Origin of the sequence: Helicobacter sp., assembly GCF_017502485.1 — a bacterium.
Lineage (GTDB): Bacteria > Campylobacterota > Campylobacteria > Campylobacterales > Helicobacteraceae > Helicobacter_B.
Window position 1 is genome coordinate 1 of the sequence record NZ_JAFVUX010000003.1, and the last position, 18,162, is coordinate 18,162.

The window sequence follows — 18,162 nt, forward strand, 5'->3', positions numbered from 1 at the left end:
ATCGCTAGAATCTACTTTTTGATTGTGGATTGCTTCGGCTTCGCCTTGCAATGACGAATGGGGCTGGATTGCTTGGGATTCTAAGGGGAGCTGGATAGAGTCTATAAGCTTGATAAAAATCCCTACAATTTCTTTGTAAAACTCTTTGGTAACAGGCTCTAGGGAAAAGGCAGATTCTAGGGCTTGCTTATCTTTACTTGTAGAATCTATGAGAGCTTTTAGCTGCTTTTGTGCGGTGTGAGTGGGGATAGAGCTACCTAGCACGAAGCTTTGGCGGCGGAGATTGCTATGGGTGGGTTTATTAGCCTCAAAGTCAAAGCCTGTGGTGATAAGGCTTAAGCGGAACTCTTTGGTATCGCTTGGGTCATAAAAGCACGCTAGGATATGGGAGGCGTTATTTTTAGCGATTTTGGCTAGCTCTTTATTTAGCGTGTGTGCTACCTACTTCAAATGCGAATACTTGCAGGATATTGCTAGATTCTAGCTCTATGTCTTGGCAGATTGGGGGTGTAGGCGTGGATTATATGCCCATCTTTGTAGGGCGTGGTGGGGGAGTTTAGCAGCTGGGCTTGTGGGAAGGCTTCTTGGATAAAGTCTTTGAAATACTCTGGGTTGTAGGGGGATTTGATAAAGTTTTGTAGGGTCATTGTTTGCTCCAAGGTTTATGGGGTTACTTGTAGGTGATGGGCATTTAAGTGCTAGGTCGTTTAAGTGTGCTTAAAAGACCTAGCAGGTAGCACTACAATCGCGCTAGATTCTAGCTATAGGGTATTAAACAAATCTGTAGAGAGATATCTCTCGGCAGTGTCATTAAGCATTGTTAGCACCTTTTTGCTTGGATTTTCTTTGGCGATCTTTTGGGCGATGGCGACATTTGCCCCGCTTGATATGCCCACCATCACACCGATTCTAGCGAGCTGCTGGGCGCAAGCGATTGCTTGCTCATTTTCCACACACACGATAGAATCTATCACGCTAGTGTTTAGGATTTTGGGGATGAAGTTTGCTCCTATGCCTTGGATCTTGTGTCCAGCGGCGCACCCTTGGCTAAGTAGCGGGGAGGCAGCAGGCTCGACACCGATGATTTGCAAGCCAGAAACCTTCTCTTTTAGCACCTCGCCTACACCACTAATGCTCCCACCTGTGCCAAAGCCTGCGACAAAATAGCCAAGATCACCATTAAAGCTCTCATAAATTTCCAACGCTGTGGTGCGCCTGTGCGCTTCTTTGTTGGCTAGATTTTCAAACTGGCTTGGCATAAAAGAGTTGGGGATACTCTCTAGCAGTCTGCTAGCTTCATCAAGCGCACCTTTCATGCCTTGTGCGGCTGGGGTCAGCACAAGCTTCGCGCCAAAGAGTGCCATCATCTTGCGGCGTTCTATGCTCATAGATTCTGGCATTGTGATAATGATCTTTAGTCCAAGGCTAGCGCAAATCATCGCAAGAGATATGCCCATATTGCCACTGGTGCATTCTACTATGATGGTGTCTTTTGTGATTTGCTTGCGATCAAGCGCATCTTGTATCATCGCAAAAGCGGCGCGATCCTTAACCGAGTGGCTTGGGTTGAGAAACTCGCACTTGCCATAGAGATTTGGGGCAAATTGATGAAGGTGGAGAATGGGCGTGCGACCGATTAGATCCGTGATAGTATGGGCTATAGGCATAAAAATCCTTTGTGGTGAAGTGGGTCTCAAGCTACCAATATTTGTAGCATATTGTCAAGCAAGTGCCAGAATCTAGCCCATCTCTTGAGTCCCACTTGTTACCAAAGTGCCTGCACTTTGGTGCTAGAATCTAGCTTTTATCGCTACTTAGGCTAGTTGCTCGTGCGGTAGCGGAACTGACCCTTTTTAAAGACAATATCAAGTCCCCCGATGCTATAGAGCCACTTGTTTTCTATGGTATTTTTGATAAAAGCTGCAAGTTCGCCTCTAACCCCCCTGCCAAAGACCATTCCCACGCCATCTGTATGCCCTATAGAGCAAACCGTGCCTTTATGGTGGAATACAAAGGGGCGTGTGAAGGGCTTATTAGCAAGCTTAGCGATAAAAAGCTCAGTGATATAGTCACCCATTTGTGCGGATAGTTGAGCGGTGGGAGCGTGGATAATGTCTTTGTCCCTAGCTTGCGCGCTATCGCCCACGACATAGATGTTTGGGTAGGCTTCACATTGTAGCTGGGCATTTACGGGGATTCTACCCTTTTTATTTGGTAGGATTGATTGCTCAATGATCTCGCTACCTTTAACCCCAGCACTCCAAATAATCGTATTCCCTAGAATCTCTAGTGGCTCATCTTGCCCTTTATAGCGAGCGATCACGCGATCATCACGCACTTCTTCAATTGTAGCATTTGAGACAATGCGCACACCAAGCTTTTTAAGCTTGGTTTCTGCTGCTGTGGCAAGCTTGTCATTAAACACGGGCAAAATATGCTCCGATCGCCCTATGCAAGTGATCTTAGGCAAGGAGCGATCAATCCCACAAATAAGGCATAGTTCATCAAGTTGTGTAGCGAGCTCAGCGGTAAATTCTATCCCTGTAAAGCCTGTGCCACACACGATTACAGAGAGATCTTGGACATTTTTTGTGTGGGTGTATTCTTTGAATTTATTTTCGATATTCTTCATAAGTTTTAGTGCGGCATTGAGTGAAGATAGGCGGTAGGTGTTTTTACCCACGCCCTTAATGCCCAAATGATCTGGGCGAAAACCAAGAGCTATGATAAGGTAGTCGTACTCATAAGCTCCGCCATTGCCTATGATTTTGTTCTCCTGTGGGCAAAGCTCTATAATTTTGTCTTTGATGAAGCGGATTTTCTTGGGATCTAGAATCTTGCGGTAGAAGATTCTAGCTTTGCGCGAGCTTAGAGTACCTATGGCAACTTTGTGTAAAAGTGTGGTTTGGTAGTGATAGTCGTGCTTGCTAATAAGCGTAATGTCTGCTTGGGTTTTGAGCTTGCGCTGTAAGCCTAGAGCAGCCTTAAGCCCACCATAGCCACCACCGATGATAAGAACTTTAGGGCGTGATTGTGTCTCTTGCATTAACACTCCTTAACTCTAAAATCCCACTATAGTAACCCAAAAGCCTTTATAAATAAATTAAAAGATTTTTTACTTTTTAGGATTTGGTGGTAGGCTTGCGTTTGGAGTAAGGATCTAGCTTAGATTCTAACCCAGCTAGAATCTAGTTGAGAAAAGTTAGGGCTACATACTAGAATCATATTGTGTAAGGAAGTGCGGGATTGGTAAAGCCCATAGAAATATGGGCAGTATTGATTATAGTGCTGCTTTAGCCTGCTGGACAACCGAAGCAAAAGCCTGAGGGTCGCTGATAGCCATATCTGCTAGGATTTTTCTATCAAGCTCAATATTAGCGCGTTTTAATCCGTGGATAAATTTAGAGTAGCTAATATCATTGATTCTGCACGCAGCATTTATGCGCACGATCCATAGGCTTCTAAAATCTCTTTTTTTCTGCTTTCTATCACGAAACGCATAGCACAAGCTTCTCTCTAGTTGCTCTTTAGCCTTGCGGAAATGTTTCCTACGCCCGCTGTAAAATCCGCGTGCTAGTTTTAATATTTTCTTGTGTCGTCTGCGCCTGACAACGCCTGTTTTAACTCTCATTGTTTCTCCTTGACCTTATATGTAGGTGTAGCTTTCGCTAATCTTTCCCTATTGTAGGGGGACTTGAACTTATGCTTGACACAATAGATTCTTTACAGAATCTAAATTCGCGCTATGCACGAAATGGGGGGACTTAAGCCGTGCTTTACGCTTTGGCGACTTTTTTGTCAAAATATGACTGCGGAATGCCGAGCCACGCTTGACAAGATTTTTCTTACACTTGAAGCGTTTGGCTGCCCCGCGATTTGTCTTCATCTTTGGCATTGTCTTCTCTCCTTTCATAAGATAGGCATAAATGCTTGCAAAACAACATAAGGGCGGATTCTACCACGAGTTTGCTAAAAACTTCTTTATAGTTTGGTGGTGTTATTTAGTGTGCTTAGGTAGATTCTAGGCTATGGGTATTGCTGGCGCGAGTAGCGACCGCCTTGTTTAGGCGGCGGGCTTTAAGGCTTTGCGTGGATTTTGGTGTAGTTATAGGGCGATAGGTTTTCATCAAGCTCAAGTAGTCGCTTATTTGGCGCACGATTTACATCTTTTTCATCAGGCTCATTGTAATAGAGATCGCCTTTTTTATGTCCTTCCATATCTACTGGGTAGCGCAACTCGCCGGGTGCGTATTTTTGCATATCCTTAAAGCCTAGGTTTGATGGTGTGATATGGATATTATCTTTTGCTGCAAGAGAGACAAGTAGGGCTTGTGCTTCTTTTGCCATAGCGATTGACTGCCCCATAATCCTAGCCGCTTCTGTTGGGTTGTGGAATCCTGTGGAGTTTTCCGCATTGACAAAATCTGCTCGCATTTGTGATTTGCGGTGAAGATCAAGCACTGTATTAAGGGCTTGAGAGATTTTCTTGTCATCTGCTATGCCATCAGTTTGGTATTTAGTTAGTCCTCCCATTTGCGCACGCACCTTGGTAATATCTTCTATTAGGCTTACGATCGCATACTCTGCACTTCTTTGCATAGAGGCAATAGAGGTTTGGATATTGAATACCTGCTTTTTAAGATACTCTTCTGATTGTCTATGGCAGGTTTTACACGATGCATTAATATCATTAAGTGGAGAGACAAATTGATGGCTTGTAACTTTCTTTGCACCATTGCGTGTGTATGGCATATGGCAATCCGCGCAAGATATACCATTTTGCGCGTGGATTCCACCGCTTGCTAGCTCTGTCTCTGGGTGCTGGATTTTAATCATAGGGGCCTTAGTGTCTTTATGCACCCAATCTTGCGGGAATTTGTCCTTGATTTTTTCATAGTAGTCATCAAACATTTCAATCTTAAATGGCTCACCCTTTTTCCACTCACTCCAAGGGAAAACAAGCATTGTTCCATCTACGCTAACTTGTGTAGGCTTATTGCCATTGCGCCAATAGTCAATTTGCTCATAAGTTTTTTGTGTGCCATCAAGCCATTTGGCATTTGGATCATTGGCAATACTCTCACCTATTGTGGTGACTTTGCCAGCAGGGGCGAAGTAGTATTCAACATGGCATTGTGAGCAAACAAGCGTGCGCATCTCTTGGCGCGTGGCTTTCACGCCTTGATTCTCATCAATCTCATAACCCCTCGAGACAAGCGCATTGACAAGAGCTGGGCGAGTGATGCGCAGGCTCATATCTTTAGGTGAGTGGCAGTCTGCACAAGTAAGCCCCATTCTCGTGCCACCGTGAAGCCCTAGGTGCTCTGGGCTATCTGGTGCTTGCTCATTAAAGACTGGGACATTTTTGATCATTGTCCAATATTTTGCGCTATTAAATGCTAAAAAATCGCCTTTAGAAACATTTTCTAAAAGCCAAGGACTCCAGCCACTATGGCAGTTCATACAAGCTGTGGGCTGCCCACCAAATGCTTTAAGCCCAGAAGCATTGAGAAAGTCTTTGTTATTGCGAGCTGTTTTCATCTGGTCAGCTTGGATATAGAAGTGGTGTCGCTCTTCATTGAAGTCTTTGGAGAAGGGATACCCAGCCCACATTTTTACAAGCTGTGGGAATCTATCAAGCTTGTTGTAGGAGAGATTCCCACCAAAATCAGTGGATTTGGGTGCAAGTGCCGCACCGCTTAAGTACATATCCAAATAGTCCGGGAATTTCTCCCCCCAAGTGCTTAGGCGCGGATCGCTATCACTAAGCCCAGCAGAAGCCCCTATGTTAAGCGCAGTTTGCTCGCCTTTTTTCCGTCCTATATCTGCTGTGATATACGCGACCAATGCTCCTATAAGGATCGTTACAGCTAGTGCAATCCATAATGTCTTTTTACCCATTTAACTCTCCTTTAATATGTGTTAAAAATCCCGTAAATGCCCTACATTATGGTGACAGGAGATGCAATCCAAGCTATTATTGACTGGATTTTTGCTCTCTTTGCCACCTTTGGTAGGATTAATTGCGTTATGTGCGTAGTTGCCGTGACAGCGCATACAATTTTCCTTGACCCACGCTTTGGTGTCTGCATTCGCAGTAAAGTTTGTCGGTAGATGCTTATCAAATGTAAAATGGTAGGCGTGATCTAGTCCTGTATAAGCCTTAGCTAGCCATTTGCGTGTAAATGAGTGTGGCAAATGGCACTCAATACACTCTACGCCTTGATGTGAGCTCTTCGTCCAATCGTGATAGACCTCATTCATCACATGGCAATTATTGCACGCAACAGAATCATTTGAGAGATAGCTTAACGCATTTGCATTGTATAGTCCATAAATACCATTACCGATGATAAAGCCAAATACACAAACTAGAGTAAATGCGAAGAGAGATTTTTTGCCCATTTGATCTCCTTGCTAACCCAACACAATCCTAAGCTACTCTGCAATACAAGTTGTGAATACTTGGGATTGTATAGAGATAGTCCTTATGAATTCCTAAAAACATCTAAAGTTAGGAACTAGTGAAAGTATATGGGGTATATTATATCTGCAACGCTCTTTAGCTATACTTCCGTGTTTGCAATCTTTAGAGGTGCAATCATAAAGGACTTTTATGCAAAAGCTTATCATTATTGATACATTTGGGTTTTTTTTCCGTAGTTTTTACGCGCTTCCACCTTTGCAAAATTCTCAAGGTTTCCCTACGGGGCTGCTCACAGGCTTTGCCAATCTCATTATGAAGCTTTATAAAAGTAATCCACAAGATTATATTGTTTTCGCCCTAGAAGGTGGAGGGCAAAATATCCGTAAGCATATTTATAAAGACTACAAAGCAAATCGCCAAGAAACTCCCCAAGAGTTGCTACTGCAGCTTCCTGTCGCCATTGAGTGGATTGAGAAAATGCAGCTTGTGAAAATTGCAAAAGAGGGTTATGAGGCAGATGATGTAATCGCTTCTTTGGCTCATCTAGCCAAGGTTAAAGGCATACAAACCCAAATCATCAGCCACGACAAAGATCTCTACCAGCTTATTGACGATGATGTATTTTTACTTGATCCTGTACGACAAGTAGAGATTAGACAGGAGCAGTGCCAGCAGAAGTTTGGCGTGCTACCGCATTTGTTTATCGACTATCAAAGCTTAGTAGGGGATACAAGCGATAATGTCCCGGGCATTAAAGGCATAGGCGCAAAGACTGCTTGCAAGCTTTTGGAGCATTTTGGCTCGCTTGATGCGATGTATGCGAGAGAAAATGAGCTAGAAGAAGTCATTAGCAAACGCCTAGCTCAAGCTATAAGAGAGCAAAAATCAAGCGCACTTCTTAGTAGAAAGCTTGTAACGCTCGTAAAAGACTTGCCTTTAGATGTAGATTTTCAAGTACTTGCTATGCCAGAGAAAAATCCCTTGCATTTAATCATCGATGAGCTAAGTCGCTATGAATTTACTAAAATCGTCCAGCGACTCTCAGGCGAGCCTATGAATGTTAAACACGAAGTGACACTAAAGCCTAAATCTCTAGAATCTACCTCTACAACATTTACCTACAAAGCGCATACCTTGTGGAATCTAGAGCAGATACAAGCCCTACTTACGCCTCTGCCTAAAGATACAAAAATCGCCTATGATTGCGAGAGCACAGGGCTTGATACAAGAAAGGCGGAGCTTGTGGGCTTTAGTTTTTGCTTTGATGGCAAAAATGCTTACTATGTCCCTGTGGCACACACCTACCTAGGCGCGCCAAGCCAACTCTCCTTAGCAGATACAAAAGCGGCATTAGAGCTACTTTTCTCCTACCCACTTATTGGACATAATCTCAAATACGATTTGCAGATTGCCAAAAAGCTAGGCATAGAGCCAAAGCGCGAGATTTATGATTCTATGATTTTGGCGTGGCTTTATGATAGTGCTAGCAAGGTGGGCTTAGATGAGCAAATGCGCAAGTGGTTTAGTTACACAATGCTCCCTTTTAGCGAGGTGCTTGGTAGCAAGCAGAATTTCGCTGAAGTGCTAATAGAATCTGCCACAGAGTATGCTGCAGAAGATGCAGCCGCTTGCTTCGCGCTTTTTCATATAATCTCTACCACCCTAGAATCCAAAGGCTTGCAGCAGCTATCCATCCTTGCTCAAAGCTTGGAGTTTCCTTTTATCCAAGTGCTTGTGGCAATGGAGGACAATGGTATCAGTATTGATACCAAATATTTCCAAGCACTCTCCACGCGCTTTAGTAAGGATCTTTTGGCACTAGAGCAAGAGATTTTCACACTTTGCAATGATGTCTTTAACCTAAATTCCCCAAAGCAGCTAGGCACTATGCTCTTTGACAAGCTTGGATTAAAGGCGCAGCGACAGATTAAAGGCGGATATAGCACTGATGAAAAGACTCTACAAGCCCTGCTAGATGCCCACCCTGTAATCCCGAAAATTTTAGAATACCGAGAAGCAAGCAAGCTGAAAAATACCTATGTAGAGCCACTATTGAAGCATAATGACACAGGTAGAATCTATACTTCATTTCTGCAAAGTGGCACTGCTACTGGTCGTCTAAGCTCCAAGAATCCAAATCTCCAAAATATCCCCGTGCGTAGTGAGCAAGGCAGACTAATCCGAGCGGGATTCCGCGCTAAGAGTGAAGACTATACACTACTCTCGATTGATTATTCGCAAATTGAGCTGCGATTGCTCGCGCATTTTTCGCAGGATTCCGCGCTGGTTGAAGCATTTTGCAATCACTTAGACATTCACTTGCAAACCGCTAGCATTTTGTTTTCGCCCAAGCAAGCGCAAGAGAAGAGACACATTGCTAAAAGCATTAACTTTGGACTCATTTACGGTATGGGTGCGCGTAAGCTTGCTCAAACACTAGGTATAAGCTTTAACGAAGCAAAGTCCTATATCCAAAGCTATTTTGACTTTTTCCCATCAGTGAAGACATTTTTAAAATCTAAAGAGCAAGAGATTTTGCACAATGGCTATGCGCAGACGCTGCTAGGGCATAGAAGGCATTTTGACTTTAGTAACGCCACAGATTTTATGCGCGCTAATTACTTGCGAGAGGGAGTTAATACGATTTTCCAAGGTAGCGCGGCTGATCTTATCAAAATGGCTATGCTAAAAATCCACGCTCATATCCAAGGCTCAAATATTGCTATGCTTTTACAAGTGCATGATGAGCTAATCTTTGAGCTACCCAAACAAAACGCCCTAGAATCCGCCAAAGAAATTACCTATATTATGGATAATATCTATCCTCTAGCTATTCCGCTAGAATCTAGCGTTTCATTAGGAGATAGCTGGGCAGATCTCAAGTAGCCAAAGCCCACTCATATTCCTAGGATCTAACATTGTTATACTTTGTGTGGGAAGCTAGAATCTGCATTGCTATCATTGCGAGCAAGTCCGTTAGATTCTAGCTAGGCAATGTTTAGATAGAGTGCTTAGAGAATCTCTGCGGTGCTTTCATCAATAATTTGCGCACGCAAGATCTTTTGTGTGCTTTGGTTTAGGACTTTGATAATCTGCCCTTGTGTGCCATTTTGCAAGGCTTGCACTTGGGTTTGTAGAGATAGATTTTGGCTTTTTATAATTGCTGTGATCATCTCGCCCTTGCGTACTAGTACGCGCTCTTTTATCTTATCTAGCGTGATAATGTTCCCGGAGCCGATAAGCGATCTCGCAGAGACCTTCCCTAGCGCACTTTGTGGCAGGAGTTTGGTGTTTTTAAGCAGTGCAAGCTTACTGCGCTGCGTGGTGGTATTTTGGCTTGTTATGTCCGCATTTGTGCTAATGAGTGCTGTGGCTTTGATGACACTTAGTTCCGCATCAATGCTATAAGAGATAGGCACAGATACTACACTTGCGCCATTGTGGATTTTAGCAATAAGCGTGCCACTAGATTTTGCAAGTGCATTGGGTGAAAGTGTGCAGATGTTTGGAGCTTGGCAGGAGAGATTGTGCTCTTGTGCTGATTGTGGGGCTTGCAGGCTAATTTGTGTAATGTGGATGTCGTAGTCTTTATACATAGTAGTGTAGGCTTGGGTGATATATTGTTTGAGTGATGACTCTTGCGCTACAAGAGCGTGCGTGAGTAGAATGATTACAGCTAGATACTTCACATCATACCCTTTGCACGAAGTCTGCAAGTAGCAAGCGGACATTCCCACCAAAGTTAATGCGTAAATACACTTGTTCGCCAACCTTACGCACTTCTTGCACAATGCCTAGCCCAAAGATTTTGTGCTTAATCGCACAACCCTTGCTAAAATCTTGACTAGATTCTAGCCCTTGAGAGTTTATGCTAGGCTCATTATCGCTATGCGCATTTGTATCTTCTGGGAGAAGCTTGGCTTCTTTGATGAAGCGTGATCGCGCTAGAGTCTCTCGCTTGCCCTTATAGAATCGTGAATGCGCGTGTGAGACAAAGAGCTTCTCTCTAGCGCGCGTGAAAGCAACATACGCTAGCCTACGCTCTTCTTGCAAGTCGCCCTCTTCGCGCAAAAGTGGAAAAAATCCTTCTTCACAGCCAATGATAAATACATACTCAAATTCCAGCCCCTTAGAGCTATGCACACTCATACAGCTGATACTCTCGCCCACTTCAACATCAGTGCTAGAGCTTAGACTTAACTCATAGAGCAAGTCATCAAGCCCACAATGTGGGTTTTGCATAAAAAAGTCGCGAAAATAGCCATAAAACTCTTCAATATTTGCGCGCCTATCAATATCATCAAAGCTCGTCTCCACACGCAGAGCGAAGCTCTCATCAAAAGCGTCTAAAAACCCTAGCGCACTCTCTTGTAGCTTTACTTGAAGTATTTCTAGTGAGTCAAAGAGTGTGCGCAGTTGTTTATTTTGCGCAGGGGATAGGATAGAATCTAGCACACCTTGCTTATAGGCTTCATAAACGCTAAGGCTATGCGCACTAGCAGTGCTAAAGATCTTTTCTTGCGCAACTTTGCCAAGTGATCGCTTAGGGACATTGATGATACGAGAGAGAGAAAAATCATCATTAAGGTTTAGCACCACGCGGAAATATGCTAGCACATCTTTAATCTCTGCGCGCTCATAGAATCTAGTCGCGCCAATAAGTTTATAGGGGATTTTGGCGCGATTTAAGCCCTCTTCTATGCTGCGAGAGAGAGCATTGAGCCGAAAGAGTATGGCAATTTGTGTAGGAGCAATACTATTTTGCAAAAGTGCAGCAATCTTGCTAGCAATGGTGTTTGCCTCTTGTGTTTCATCACTATGGCTAAGTAACACTATCTCATCGCCATCCCCCCTAGTATTTACTAAGTCTTTGCCAAGGCGGGAAGTATTATGAGCGATAAGTGCGTTTGCTGCGCGCAGAATCGGTTCTTTGGAGCGGTAGTTTTGTGCTAGGGTAATGGTCTTTGCGTCAAAAATTTGTGCAAAATGCAAGATGTGAGTAATATCTGCCCCCCTCCAACTATAAATGCTTTGATCATCATCACCTACGACACAAAGGTTATTATGCGTGGTGCAGAGCTTTTGCAGTAAAGAGACTTGCAAGAAGTTGGTATCTTGGTATTCATCGACCATAATGTAGAGATATCGCTCACTCATCATTGTGGCGATTTCAGCATTGCTAGCTAGAATCTCATAGCTTTTTAGTAGTAGATCATCAAAATCAAGCATATTGTTTTTCTCTAGGAATGCTTGGTAGTCTTGGTAGGCTTTGCTTAGGTCTTGATAGTTTTGATTTTTTGCTTGTTTTTGTGCTTGGCTTGGGGTAATTAGCTTATTTTTACAGCTAGAGATATAGCCTAGAATCTGTGCTGGACTAAAGTGCGCATAGCTAAAATCCAGCTTTTTAACAATACGCTTTTGATCATCACCATCAAGCAAAATGAAGTCGTGCTTGCGCCCTAGATGGTGGATATGTTCACGCAAAAAGAGTAGTCCAAAGCGATGGAATGTGCAAAGCAATGGCGGGTGTAAGGGGGGGCAGCTCTCGCCTAGAATCTGCAATGCCCTAAGGCGCATTTCATTTGCGGCTTTGTTGGTGAAAGTTAGTGTTAGGGTGGATTGTGGTGCGATGCCTACGACTTTGATGAGATAGGCTAGGCGCGTGGTAATTGTCTTTGTTTTTCCACTACCAGCACCTGCTAGGATAAGCAATGCCCCATCAATATGCTGCGCAGCTTCTGCTTGAGCGGGGTTTAGCGTAGAGAGTAGGGTGTCCATAAACTACTTTGCAAGTGTGCTAGTGTTAGATTCTAGCTCGTAGGAGTAGATCTTTTGCGTATCGATTTGGAAGTCAAAAAACTCGGAGCGAAAATTTGCTAAAGACACGAAGTTGTAGTTTGTCGCAGCTGCTTTGTAGTTTTGGGCGGCTTGATAGAGTAACCCTAGGGCATAGCGTGCTTCATAGGCGGTTGGGGTCTCCATTTTAGCAAGTTGTAAAAGTAGGGTCGCATTAGCATAGTTCCCAGCACCCACGGCAGAAACTGCTGTGAGAAAGCGCGTATGACTATCGTCTTCTTTAAGTTCATCAACAAGCATATTAAAAATCGCATAGGCTTTTTGGAAGTCTTTTTGGTAGATACTAATTGTCCCAAGTGTTTGCAAAGTGCCTCGAGGGTCATTATCTTTAGCGGTTAGGTGGTTTTGCATAATGCGTGCTTGATTTTGTAAAGAGCCTGTGATAAAGCCCGTATAGACATAGAGCTCTCTAGGCAAAGCTCCGCCGTAATATAGCGGGCGTAGATCTAGGGTGTTGGAGTTAAATAAGTTATACATATTGAGACTAATATCTTGCAAGCTCTCGCCAAAGCTTTTAGTAAGCACGGCTAAAATATTTACGACCACATCATTTGGAAAAACAGCTTTAAGCGCGTTGATATTAGCTAGCATACTTTGCTTGTCTTTGTTTTTAAGCGCATAGACAAACTCTAGCGCGTAGTAAATAGGCTCTTTGACTTTGGCTTGTGCGACCCAGTCGCTTTCTTGGATTTGGTTGCCATTGAGATAGTTTAGAAAGTTTTCTATAAATGTGTGTTTGATTGGATCTTGGGTGTGGTCTTGAATCTCGTGATTTTGGAAAGATTGCACCATATCAAACACCACGCGCTCGGTATCTTTGTGGCTAAATCGACCTGCGAGTACCGCAAAGATACCAGAGAGATAATCGCTTTGATCAAGATAATATGAGCGGATAAAATGTGCATAAGCATCATCATACCGCCCAAGCTGCGCATAGACTAGCCCTAGGTTGTAGTATAAGATCGCGTGGTTTGGGTTAGTCTTTGTAGCATTTTTAAGAAATACTAATGCTTGTCGTAGATCCTTACTCTCAAGCACGACAAGTGTGCGGATAATTTCTTTGTCGATTTTGGCGGTCGTAGCGGAGCGCAGAAGGATATTTTTTCCTTCTGTGATATTGAGCTGAGCAAAGTTGCTTGCTTGGGTGATTTCTTCTAATGCGCGCTTTGCATCAAACACCCGATATGGCGCGAAGTAAAAGAGCATTTTGTAGCCGATTTTGTCCTTATTCTCAAAGTCGCGCTCCCAAAAGGTCTTTTGTGCGATGCCCACATCAAAGAGCTCTGGATTGATGATGACTTTAATGGGGTAGGTGGTCTTTGCCTGTTCGTGGATTTTCTTGCTTGAAGCGATGGAATCTAAGCTTGCTGCTGCTGCTGCATAGTTGCCAAGCTTTAGCTCAACAATTTGCAGTGCCATAAGGGCTTCTACATCACTTGGGTGCTGTTGTAGGAATTTTACTAAATGATTTCTTGCTGGAGTGTATTCACCCTTGCGCGCATAAAGCAGCCCGATAGCTTTGTTGTCTTCTGGGCGTGCGGCAGCTTGTAAATGTGTTAAAGCATTTGTATCATCGCCAAAGATAGTAAAAATATGGGCAGCTAGGCGGTTGTTTTGCGCACTAAAGTCTAGGGAATTTGGATTAAGCAAGGGGCTTAGGGCTTCAAAATACTTGTCTTTATAGTAGGAGACAAGCGCGTAGACATAGCTATAAAATGGTTCGTTGATAATCTCGCTTAGGTTGTCATTAGCGACTTTCACATAGTGTCCATATAAATCAAATCGATCTAGCTTCAGCGCTGCTACTGCGGCATTAATCGCACTTGCAGAGACATTTTGCCCCGTTTGGATCGAGTCGTTGTAAGCTACGATGGCATCTTGATAGAGCTGGGATTTTAGCTCCATTGTGCCTAAATTGTAGCTAGCGATAGACTGGGAAAAATCAGCGATTTTGCGGAGTACTTCATATGCTTCTTGACGATAGCCTTGATCATAGAGTACATTGCCTTTGATGATGAGATTGGCGACACTAGAATCTGGCGTGTCGTCATTGGGAGCAGGAAGTGGCGTGCTAATGAGCTTTTGCACTTCTTCTTGGGAGATTTCATTTGCTACGCTCTTTTGTGCTGTTTCTTGTTTAGGGTTTTTTGTATTTTTGTTTGGCATAAGTGCTAGAATCAGCAGTAAAAGTAGCAACACAAGTAGTACTGCTCCTCCTCCTAGCACACTATAAAAGGCGATTTTGTTTTCCTTAAGCTTTTGGATTTGGGGGCTAAGGCTAGCAAATAGTCCTTGCATAGGAGTTAGAATATTTTGTAATTTTTCATTAAGCCCATTAGACTCGGTGATTTGGGTCTGTTCTTGCCCTTCTTGGATGCTATTTACATCTGCCATAGCTTTATATCTTATAAGTAGGATTCTAGGATTTTGGGGATTGTTATAGAACCATCTTTTTGCTGGTGGTTTTCCATAATGGCTACAAGTGTGCGCCCTACGGCTAGTGAAGAGCCATTAAGCGTGTGGGCGAAGTGGTTTTTGCCATTTTCTTTGTAACGGATTTTAGCACGCCTTGCTTGAAAGTCGCGCGTGTTGCTAATAGAACTTATCTCGCGGTAGCATCCCTGCCCAGGTAGCCACACTTCTATGTCAATGGTATTGCTCGCGCTAAAGCCTAGATCTCCGCTACACAAGCGCATAAAGCGATGAGGTAGCTCCAAATCGCTTAAAATCTTGCTAGCAGTGCGTAGCATCTTCTCTTGCATTGTGTCGCTAGATTCTGGGTGGGTTATGGCAACTAGCTCGACTTTATCGAACTGATGCTCGCGGATAATGCCTCTTGTATCGCGCCCAGCACTGCCAGCTTCTTTGCGGAAGCAGGGCGTTTGAGCAGTTAGGCAAATGGGCAGGTCATTAGCATTGATGATACAGTCATTATAGAGATTTGTAAGCGTGATTTCTGCAGTGGAGATGAGGTAGAGACTATGCCCCCTTTTCTTTATGCCTTTAGATTCTACTTCGCTAGAATCTGGCTCTTCAAAGCTAGAGAGCTTAAACATATCATCTTCAAACTTTGGTAGTTGCCCTGTGCCAAAGAGCATAGCACTATTAACAATCACTGGGGTGCTAACAAGCTCAAAGCCTGCCTTGCGATTGCTATCGATCATAAAGTTTATAAGCGCGCGAGAGAGTAGCGCACCTTCCTTGCGTAGCACAGAGAATCGACTTTTAGCCAGCTTTACCCCAGCAGTAAAGTCGATCCAGCCATTTTGCTCTGCTAGCTCAAAATGCTCTTTAGGAGTGAAGTCAAACTCTCTAGGATCTAGAATCCGCTCTAGCTCGACATTCTCACTCTCGTCTTTGCCACTTGGTGTGTGGGAGTCTGGGAGATTGGGGATAGTGGCAAGGCTAGATTCTAGCTCTTCTTGCAAAGTTCGCACAACTTCTTGCGCTTGGGTTATGCTGTGCTTGTTAGACTCTAGCTCTTTGCGCAAAGACTCTAGCGCACTAGAATCCACCCCTTGCGTTTTTTGCGCGCCAAATAGTTTGGAGTTTTTATTTTGCAGCTCTTGGAGTGATTCTAGGGACTGCTTGGCACTTTTGAGCTTAGTGGCTAGGGTGCTTAGGTCTTGCAAGATACTAGAATCCACTTGCCTTTTGCCTAGGGCAGAAGCGACATAGTCAAAATCTTGTAGTAAAAGTTTAGTATCTATCATTGCTAGCCTTACAAGGGGGAGTTTATGCGTGATTTTAGCAAAAATGTAGTGGGTTTGCACGCACCTTGTCTAAAAGCTCTCGCCAAACCACTGTGCTATGGAGCTGCGGATCGTCTGGCGTAGCTGGATTCCAGCGATGATGTCTGTGGCTAGGGCTTTTTGCAATAGGCTCACTGCACCGTTGCGAAACTTGCTTAGATATGGGTGGTCAATCTGCGCCCAATCCCCTAGAAAGACGATACGGCTATCATCTCCAAGTCTTGTGCCAATGAGTTTGATTGTGGCATTTGAAGCATTTTGCACCTCATCAAATATCACAAACTTCTTGCGGATAGTGATTCCCCTAGCGTGCGCAATATCAACGACTTGAATATTGTGTTTTTTTAAAAAATATTCCGTGGCATTTTCCTTGTGGATTGTATTGACATTACCACGGTACTCAAGGTAGCTCTTTAGTGAGCTAGAGCGCAAGGAGTCGATGATGAAATTGATCGCACTATAAAGTGGATACATAAAGTAGCCTAGCTTTTGGTCTTCATCGCCCTTGCGGAATCCAAGCTCAGCTTCTTTATCATTAGCAGTGATGGTATTGCGCAGGTATATGATGCCATCAACCATCTCTTGCTTAATCAGCTCTAATCCCGCTTGAAGTGCGATAAGTGTCTTGCCAGAGCCTGTTGAGCCTGTGGCTATTGTGGCGACATTATGCGGATGGGTAAGTAGGCAAAAGAGCATTTTTTGATCCAAATTAATGGGGGTTACATAGGGAGTAGCTTTATCTATCATTGCATCTAAATCCCACTCTTCAAAGCGACCCTGTAGCTTTATGCCAAATCGTTTTTTCCCCGTGAGATAAAGCGAGCTATCGGTGTTATCTTGCTCATCGATATGGATTAGACTCCACTCTTTTAGTGTTTTAAATGTCTTTGTTTTCTCAAGCTGAGCTAAAGGAGTGTCTTTATGGAGAAAGAAGCTATGCCAGAAGTTAATCTCGCTAGGGTTTTCCACACGATCGCGGAAGAGCGATTGGGCATTAAGCCCACTTGCTTTGGTGCGGATTTTTAGCGATATATCATTGGTGAGTAAAGTGAGCCCATAGTCTTTGGCGATTTCTGCGATCCTTGCGTCATTTAGCCCATACTCTAGGTGTTTGGTTTTGTAGCTCGCGCGGTAGATGATTGTAATAGGGATTGCGCCTTGCTTGCTCTCATAGTAGGCTATGTATAAAAAGTCCTGCTCCTTTGGAGGAAATGGCAACTCTTGCCTGCTTGCTTTAGCGCTACTTGTGGTGCGCTTATCAAAATCCCCAATATTGCGGAAGAACTCTCGCGCTAAAAAGCCTACTTCGTGTGAGGTTTTCTTCTTATCAAGCTCTTCTAGCACGATATCACTTATACATAAGGTGTTTTTGGCATTGTCGTAGAGATGGATGATGTTTTCAGGGTCATCGAGTATGATAGAAGTGTCAATGAGATAGGACTTTTTTGGCATTTGTGCTATGCTTTTTTGACAAAGCAGGTTTTTATCACAATTGTGCCAAGCTTGGGAAGCTTAGCTTCTATCTCGTCATCATTATCATTTAGGCGGATATTTTTAACCATAGTGCCGCGCTTTATCGTGCTTGAAACACCCTTTACTTTAAGATCTTTTGTGATAGTTACGCTATCTCCAGAATCTAGTGGGCTTCCGTTGGCATCTTTTGGCATTGCTACTCCTTATGGTAGTGTGCTTGGGATTATAGCGCAAATGTGCTAAAGCGTTAGATTTATCCTAACATCTCGCTGAACCTTGCTCTTTACTTACTATTTATATAGCTAAACGCTAGCGGTAGATTTTGCTACTTACTCCACTTGCTTCAAAACGGCTATAAAGTTTTATAAAACCTCTCACTTCAATCAGGGAGATGAAGTTCTCCAAGCATACGCGGCATACGCGAGAGCAAATTATCGCAGTGTGGGAGCAAGCCAAAGGCAAGCCAGATTAATGACACTATTTCTTAGCCTACATAACACACCAAAATGCGCAAATCGCCAATCACATTCGCGATATAAGCACTGCGCTTGATAGCGTTATCGCTCAAATAATAGCAAGAAGCTTTAAGTAGGCTAGAATCTAGCTAATACCTAGATATGTAACGCGCTTTAAGGGCTACTTGCAAGCAGGCGG

The 18,162-nt window shown here is 43.6% G+C and carries 15 protein-coding genes; 1 reads left to right on the forward strand and 14 read right to left on the reverse strand.

The genetic code is table 11. The features are described from left to right. The 8 genes from IKB69_RS00745 to nrfH form a co-directional block, all read right to left on the reverse strand. The coding region (locus IKB69_RS00745; RefSeq protein ID WP_290945111.1) for a hypothetical protein at positions 1-264 on the reverse strand (264 nt) is incomplete at its 3' end. 209 nt (positions 265-473) lie between these two features. Beyond that, positions 474-647, reverse strand: a complete 174-nt coding sequence (locus tag IKB69_RS00750) for a hypothetical protein (RefSeq protein ID WP_290945113.1) — start codon at positions 645-647, stop codon at positions 474-476. 114 nt (positions 648-761) lie between these two features. After that, positions 762-1,667: a cysteine synthase A gene (gene cysK / locus IKB69_RS00755; protein WP_290945115.1), complete on the reverse strand. Its 906-nt coding sequence runs from the start codon at positions 1,665-1,667 to the stop codon at positions 762-764. 152 nt (positions 1,668-1,819) lie between these two features. Further along, complete coding sequence (locus tag IKB69_RS00760; protein WP_290945117.1) at positions 1,820-3,046, reverse strand: NAD(P)/FAD-dependent oxidoreductase; 1,227 nt, start codon at positions 3,044-3,046, stop codon at positions 1,820-1,822. A 234-nt stretch (positions 3,047-3,280) separates the two neighbouring features. Further along, the gene (gene rplT / locus IKB69_RS00765) at positions 3,281-3,631 is read right to left on the reverse strand and encodes a 50S ribosomal protein L20 (protein WP_290945119.1); all 351 of its coding nucleotides are present in this window, start codon (positions 3,629-3,631) and stop codon (positions 3,281-3,283) included. Between the two features lie 69 nt (positions 3,632-3,700). Beyond that, positions 3,701-3,895 carry a 50S ribosomal protein L35 gene (gene rpmI / locus IKB69_RS00770; protein WP_290945121.1) on the reverse strand — a complete coding sequence of 65 codons (195 nt, stop codon included), beginning with the start codon at positions 3,893-3,895 and terminating at the stop codon, positions 3,701-3,703. Positions 3,896-4,077: 182 nt separating this feature from the next. Beyond that, entirely contained in the window at positions 4,078-5,901 is a 1,824-nt protein-coding gene (locus IKB69_RS00775; protein WP_290945123.1) for an ammonia-forming cytochrome c nitrite reductase subunit c552, read from the reverse strand. 21 nt (positions 5,902-5,922) lie between these two features. Next, positions 5,923-6,405 (reverse strand): cytochrome c nitrite reductase small subunit, encoded by a 483-nt coding sequence (gene nrfH / locus IKB69_RS00780; RefSeq protein WP_290945124.1) that lies wholly within the window; start codon positions 6,403-6,405, stop codon positions 5,923-5,925. 211 nt (positions 6,406-6,616) lie between these two features. Between nrfH and polA the strand changes: the two genes are divergently transcribed. After that, on the forward strand, positions 6,617-9,313 hold the full coding sequence (polA, locus tag IKB69_RS00785) for a DNA polymerase I (RefSeq protein ID WP_290945126.1): 2,697 nt from the start codon (positions 6,617-6,619) through the stop codon (positions 9,311-9,313). Between the two features lie 125 nt (positions 9,314-9,438). Here polA and flgA read toward each other — a convergent pair whose 3' ends face one another. The 6 genes from flgA to IKB69_RS00815 form a co-directional block, all read right to left on the reverse strand. Next, positions 9,439-10,116: a flagellar basal body P-ring formation chaperone FlgA gene (flgA, locus tag IKB69_RS00790; protein ID WP_290945127.1), complete on the reverse strand. Its 678-nt coding sequence runs from the start codon at positions 10,114-10,116 to the stop codon at positions 9,439-9,441. A gap of 1 nt (position 10,117) precedes the next feature. Continuing rightward, positions 10,118-12,205 (reverse strand): UvrD-helicase domain-containing protein, encoded by a 2,088-nt coding sequence (locus IKB69_RS00795; RefSeq protein ID WP_290945128.1) that lies wholly within the window; start codon positions 12,203-12,205, stop codon positions 10,118-10,120. Between the two features lie 3 nt (positions 12,206-12,208). Beyond that, complete coding sequence (locus IKB69_RS00800; protein WP_290945129.1) at positions 12,209-14,677, reverse strand: tetratricopeptide repeat protein; 2,469 nt, start codon at positions 14,675-14,677, stop codon at positions 12,209-12,211. An 11-nt stretch (positions 14,678-14,688) separates the two neighbouring features. Beyond that, a complete protein-coding gene (gene serS, locus IKB69_RS00805; protein ID WP_290945131.1) occupies positions 14,689-15,996 on the reverse strand; it encodes a serine--tRNA ligase in 1,308 nt (435 codons plus the stop codon). 69 nt (positions 15,997-16,065) lie between these two features. Further along, positions 16,066-17,487, reverse strand: a complete 1,422-nt coding sequence (locus IKB69_RS00810) for a PhoH family protein (RefSeq protein ID WP_290945133.1) — start codon at positions 17,485-17,487, stop codon at positions 16,066-16,068. A 5-nt stretch (positions 17,488-17,492) separates the two neighbouring features. Continuing rightward, entirely contained in the window at positions 17,493-17,702 is a 210-nt protein-coding gene (locus IKB69_RS00815) for an alkylphosphonate utilization protein (protein WP_290945135.1), read from the reverse strand. Between the last annotated feature and the right edge of the window lie 460 nt (positions 17,703-18,162).

What these genes read in the sequence shown, in the direction of transcription:
- IKB69_RS00750 (WP_290945113.1), bottom strand. Translation starts at nt 647, where the DNA reads ATGACCCTACAAAACTTTATCAAATCCCCCTACAACCCAGAGTATTTC.
- cysK (WP_290945115.1), bottom strand. Translation starts at nt 1,667, where the DNA reads ATGCCTATAGCCCATACTATCACGGATCTAATCGGTCGCACGCCCATT.
- IKB69_RS00760 (WP_290945117.1), bottom strand. Translation starts at nt 3,046, where the DNA reads ATGCAAGAGACACAATCACGCCCTAAAGTTCTTATCATCGGTGGTGGC.
- rplT (WP_290945119.1), bottom strand. Translation starts at nt 3,631, where the DNA reads ATGAGAGTTAAAACAGGCGTTGTCAGGCGCAGACGACACAAGAAAATA.
- rpmI (WP_290945121.1), bottom strand. Translation starts at nt 3,895, where the DNA reads ATGCCAAAGATGAAGACAAATCGCGGGGCAGCCAAACGCTTCAAGTGT.
- IKB69_RS00775 (WP_290945123.1), bottom strand. Translation starts at nt 5,901, where the DNA reads ATGGGTAAAAAGACATTATGGATTGCACTAGCTGTAACGATCCTTATA.
- nrfH (WP_290945124.1), bottom strand. Translation starts at nt 6,405, where the DNA reads ATGGGCAAAAAATCTCTCTTCGCATTTACTCTAGTTTGTGTATTTGGC.
- polA (WP_290945126.1), top strand. Translation starts at nt 6,617, where the DNA reads ATGCAAAAGCTTATCATTATTGATACATTTGGGTTTTTTTTCCGTAGT.
- IKB69_RS00795 (WP_290945128.1), bottom strand. Translation starts at nt 12,205, where the DNA reads ATGGACACCCTACTCTCTACGCTAAACCCCGCTCAAGCAGAAGCTGCG.
- IKB69_RS00800 (WP_290945129.1), bottom strand. Translation starts at nt 14,677, where the DNA reads ATGGCAGATGTAAATAGCATCCAAGAAGGGCAAGAACAGACCCAAATC.
- serS (WP_290945131.1), bottom strand. Translation starts at nt 15,996, where the DNA reads ATGATAGATACTAAACTTTTACTACAAGATTTTGACTATGTCGCTTCT.
- IKB69_RS00810 (WP_290945133.1), bottom strand. Translation starts at nt 17,487, where the DNA reads ATGCCAAAAAAGTCCTATCTCATTGACACTTCTATCATACTCGATGAC.
- IKB69_RS00815 (WP_290945135.1), bottom strand. Translation starts at nt 17,702, where the DNA reads ATGCCAAAAGATGCCAACGGAAGCCCACTAGATTCTGGAGATAGCGTA.